Consider the following 4268-nt stretch of genomic DNA (forward strand, 5'->3'; position numbering starts at 1 on the left):
CGGTTCGTCGAAGCGGGCGCGACCCTGGCCGCCGAGGTGGCCTGACCGACCCGCGACCGGCTCATAGACCACGGTGATGTGAGCCATCAGCCTTCTTGGGTTCGGGTTCGATTGACTTCTTCCACTCGTGAGCAGAAGGTTGGTGACAGCCACCGCGGCGGTGTCACGGACCGGATCGGGCCGTGGCGTCAGAGACCCAACGTCCTGGATTGACCGGGTCCTCGCCGCCGGATCCGCCACGAAAGGCTCCGACATGACCAAGCTCAATTCTGCGAGGCTGCGCCGTCTCGGTGTCCTCGTCGCCGTGCCCTTCCTCGGCGCGGCGACCCTGTCCGCCTGTAGCAGTGCCGGCAGCGAGGGCGGCTCCGGCGGCGGCGACGCGAAGGGCTTCGCGTTCACCTTCCCCACCTCGACGACCAGCGAGAGCCCGTACGAGACGCTCGCCAAGCAGTACAGCACCGAAACCGGTGTGCCGATCGACCTCCGCAAGCTGCCCAACGACAACTACGGCACGACCCTGCGCACCCAGCTGCAGGGCGGCAACGCACCGGACCTGATGGTGGTCGCGCCGGGCCGGGGTCAGGATCAAGCCGTGCTGCCGCTGGCCGAGGCCAAGCTGCTCGAGCCACTCAACGCGGCATCGGCCGCCGTCGTGCCCAAGGGCACCGAGGGCCTGTTCAGCGTCGACGGCAAGACCTACGCCCAGCCGACCGACCTGGTGCCGGTCGGCATGGTCTGGAACAGCGGCGCGGCAGACAAGACCGGCGCCGACTTCCCCGCCGACACCGACGCGATGCTCACGCTCTGCCGGACCCTCGCGGCCGACGGAAAGTCCTTCCTCGCGCTCGCCGGATCGGTCGCGCCGAACCCGGGCCTGATGGCGATGTCGATCTCCGCCACCCAGGTGTACGCGCAGACGCCGGACTGGAACAAGCAGCGCATCGCCGGCACGGTGACCTTCGCGCAGAGCGAGCAGTGGAAGAGCGTGCTGCAGACGATCGATCAGATGAACCGGACCGGCTGCTTCCAGAAGGGCGCCGCCGGCGGCGGATTCGACGCGATCACCAAGAACATCGTGCAGGGCACCTCACTCGGCGCGTTCGTGCCGGGCGGCGCCGCGCAGGAGATCATGAACAACGCCAAGGGCACCACCCTCGAGATCCAGGCGTTCCCCGCGGCGGCCGGCGCCAAGCCGTACCTGCTCGCCAGCCCGAACTACGCGCTGTCGGTCAACGCGAAGGTCGACGCCGTGCGGAAGAAGGCGGCCCAGGACTTCCTGACCTGGCTCGCCGAGCCGGAACACGCCGCGCAGTTCACCAAGATCGAGGGACAGGTGCCGGTGTCCGGCGTCGAGACCGCCGAGCTCGCGCCCCAGTACACGCCGGTGAAGGACCTTCTCACCAAGGGCGACTACGCACCGCTGCCCAACCTGGAATGGCCCAACGCGGCGGTCTACGACGCCCTCTCGACCGGTGTCCAGGGCATGGTCGCCGGCCGCGGCAACCCCCAGTCCGTGCTCGAGTCCATGGACAAGGCCTGGGGCAAATGATCGCCCTGCCGGACCACGAGCGCTGAGGACGAGTCATGACCACACAGATCGGCGCCGACAAGGTCGTCCACAGAGGTCCCTCGACCGCCGGGGGCGATGACACCGCTCGTCCCCGGCGCAACCGGCCCCTCATCTCCTACGGTCACTGGTGGTGGGCACTGCCCGCCGTGGCCATGGTGCTGCTCGTGCACTATGTCGCCACCGCCGGCGGCGCCTTCTACGCCTTCACCGACTGGACCGGGATCGGCGACTTCAACTTCATCGGCTTGGACAACTTCGAGCGCATCGTCGACGACCCCACGCTGCTCGGCTCACTGAAGAACACGCTGTTCATCGCGTTCGGCTTCCTGATCCTCACCAACGTGCTGGGGCTGCTGCTGGCGCTCGCGCTGAACCGTACCCTCAAGACCCGCTACCTGTTGCGCGTCCTGCTGTTCATGCCGGTCGTGCTCAGCCCGCTGGCGGTCTCCTACGTCTGGAAGTTCATCTTCGACTTCGACGGCCCGCTCAACCAGTTCCTCGGATGGATCGGCCTGGAGTCCTGGCAGCGGCCGTGGCTGGCCGATCCGGGACTGGCCATCTGGGCGGTGCTGGTGGTGATGGTCTGGCAGACCACCGGCCTGGTGATGGTCATCTACCTGGCCGGCCTGGCCACCGTCTCACCGGACGTCGAGGAGGCGGCCGCGCTCGACGGGGCCGGCACCTGGAGCCGGTTCTGGCACATCACCGCACCGTCGATCCGCCCGTCGATCGCCATCGCCGGCACGCTGATGCTGGTGCAGGGCCTGCGGGTCTTCGACCAGGTGATGGCCCTGACCAACGGCGGCCCGGGCGGCGCCACCGAGACGCTGGCCACCCAGGTCTACAAGGAGACCTTCGCGCTCGGCAACTTCGGCTTCGGCGCCGCGCTCGCGCTCATGCTGACCGCCATCATCCTCGTCTTCTCGGTGCTGCAGCAGATGGCCACCCGGGATCGGACCTAGGGAGCCGCGTCATGTTCCGATACACGAGAGCCACCCTGCTGCGCGAATCGTTCGTCTGGGTCGTCGGCCTGATCACCCTGCTGCCGTTCTACTTCCTGGTCATCACCGCCCTCAAGCCCGACGACGAGCTGCTCACCACCAGCTCCTCCACGCCGCCCAGCCGGCCGACCGTCTCGAACTTCACCGAGGTGCTCACCGCCGGCGGCCAGTCCAGCATCATCCTCGGCCTGGCCAACAGCGTGTTCATCACCGTCGGCAGCATCCTCGGCCTGGTTCTGTTCGGATCGCTGGCCGCCTACGTGCTGGCCCGCACCACCCACCGCTGGGGGACGATCGCGTTCTACCTCTTTCTCGTCGCGATCATCCTGCCCGTCCAGCTCGGCATGATCCCGCTCTACATCGGCGCCCGCACCCTCGGCCTGGTCGGCACACCGTGGGGAATGATCGTCCTGTACGTCGGCACCCTGATGCCGCTCGCGGTCTTCCTCTACGCCGGCTTCTTCCGTGGTCTGCCCCGTGACTACGAGGAGGCCGCCGCCATCGACGGCGCCGGCCCGGGCCAGGTGTTCCTCCGCATCGTCCTGCCGCTGATGGCGCCGGCCACCGGAACCGTGGCGATCCTGACCGGGCTGATCGTCTGGAACGACTTCTTCACCGCGCTGATCTTCCTCGGCGGATCGGACTATCAGACGCTCACCGTGTCGATGTACTACTACGTCGGCTCGCTGGTCTCCGCCTGGAACAAGATCTTCGCGATCGTGATCCTGTCGATGGTGCCGATCCTCGCCTTCTACCTGTTCGCGCAGAAGAAGTTCATCCAGGGATTCGCCGGCGGCATCAAGTAGCCGCCGATCAGCCCTCCCCGTCCGGCACCACCATTGCGTCTGGAGTTCACCGTGGCCGATCACGGTCCGATCCTGGGAACGACGTCCTTCTCGCTGACGCCCCTGTGGCGCGCCGGCGCCGACCCGGTCGAGGTGCTCGAGCACCTCGCCTCGACCGGGTGCGGGCCGGCCCTCGAGGTCATCGGACACCAGATCTGGCGCGGCTTCCCGGCACTGTCGGCGGCCGACGAGCGGGCCTTCCGCGCTGCGGTGGACCGCCTCGGACTGGTTCCGGTCGCGCTCGGCGTCTACGCCGACCTCTACCGTCGCCCCGGCCGCACGATGACCGCCGAGGAGGCGTTCGAGGCCCTCCGAGCCCAGCTGGCGGTGGCGGCCCGGCTCGGCTTCGGCGTGGTCCGCGCTGCGCTCGGCATGGAGCCCGTCCTGATGCGACGCGTTCTGGCCGAGGCGGAGCGGCTGGGCGTCGTGCTGACCTTCGAACTGCAGGGCATGACGGCACCGGACGCACCGGCCGTGGTCGACGTCCTCACCCTGCAGGCGCAGACCGGTAGCCCGTACCTCGGATTCACGATCGACTTCAGTCTGTCCACTCCGGACCTGCCTGCGGCGTTCGACCTCGCATTGCGCAGATCCGGCCTCGCCGAGGACCGCATCGGCGTGATCCACGAGTCGTGGGAGAGCCGGCGGATGGGCGCCGCCCTCGCGGCCCTGGCCGGTCACCGCGACGAGGCCGTCCTGGCCAACCTGGTCGCCGGTGTCGTCGGGCGCTGCGGCCGGTCGCAGCCGGCCGACTGGGCGGCGGTGCTGCCGCTCGCCCGCCATGCGCACGCGAAGTTCTGGGACCCGGACGTCGAGTCGGTCCGGGCATCGCACGGCGCCTGGCTGTCGGTG

At 68.7% G+C, this 4268-nt stretch carries 4 protein-coding genes; all 4 read left to right on the forward strand.

Annotated elements, in window-relative coordinates; all coding sequences use genetic code 11:
* The first annotated feature begins 253 nt into the window (after positions 1-253).
* Positions 254-1549, forward strand: a complete 1296-nt coding sequence (locus AB0M20_RS29740; protein WP_364303630.1) for an extracellular solute-binding protein — start codon at positions 254-256, stop codon at positions 1547-1549.
* A gap of 35 nt (positions 1550-1584) precedes the next feature.
* Positions 1585-2532, forward strand: coding sequence for a sugar ABC transporter permease (locus AB0M20_RS29745; protein ID WP_364303631.1), 948 nt, complete (start codon positions 1585-1587; stop codon positions 2530-2532).
* 11 nt (positions 2533-2543) lie between these two features.
* Positions 2544-3377 carry a carbohydrate ABC transporter permease gene (locus AB0M20_RS29750; protein ID WP_364303632.1) on the forward strand — a complete coding sequence of 278 codons (834 nt, stop codon included), beginning with the start codon at positions 2544-2546 and terminating at the stop codon, positions 3375-3377.
* Positions 3378-3428: 51 nt separating this feature from the next.
* Positions 3429-4268 (forward strand): hypothetical protein (locus AB0M20_RS29755; protein WP_364303633.1); only part of this gene is annotated, 840 nt, incomplete at its 3' end.

The organism is Actinoplanes sp. NPDC051633 (assembly GCF_040681735.1).
In the GTDB taxonomy this organism is placed as follows: domain Bacteria; phylum Actinomycetota; class Actinomycetes; order Mycobacteriales; family Micromonosporaceae; genus Actinoplanes.

What these genes read in the sequence shown, in the direction of transcription:
- AB0M20_RS29740 (WP_364303630.1), top strand. Translation starts at nt 254, where the DNA reads ATGACCAAGCTCAATTCTGCGAGGCTGCGCCGTCTCGGTGTCCTCGTC.
- AB0M20_RS29745 (WP_364303631.1), top strand. Translation starts at nt 1,585, where the DNA reads ATGACCACACAGATCGGCGCCGACAAGGTCGTCCACAGAGGTCCCTCG.
- AB0M20_RS29750 (WP_364303632.1), top strand. Translation starts at nt 2,544, where the DNA reads ATGTTCCGATACACGAGAGCCACCCTGCTGCGCGAATCGTTCGTCTGG.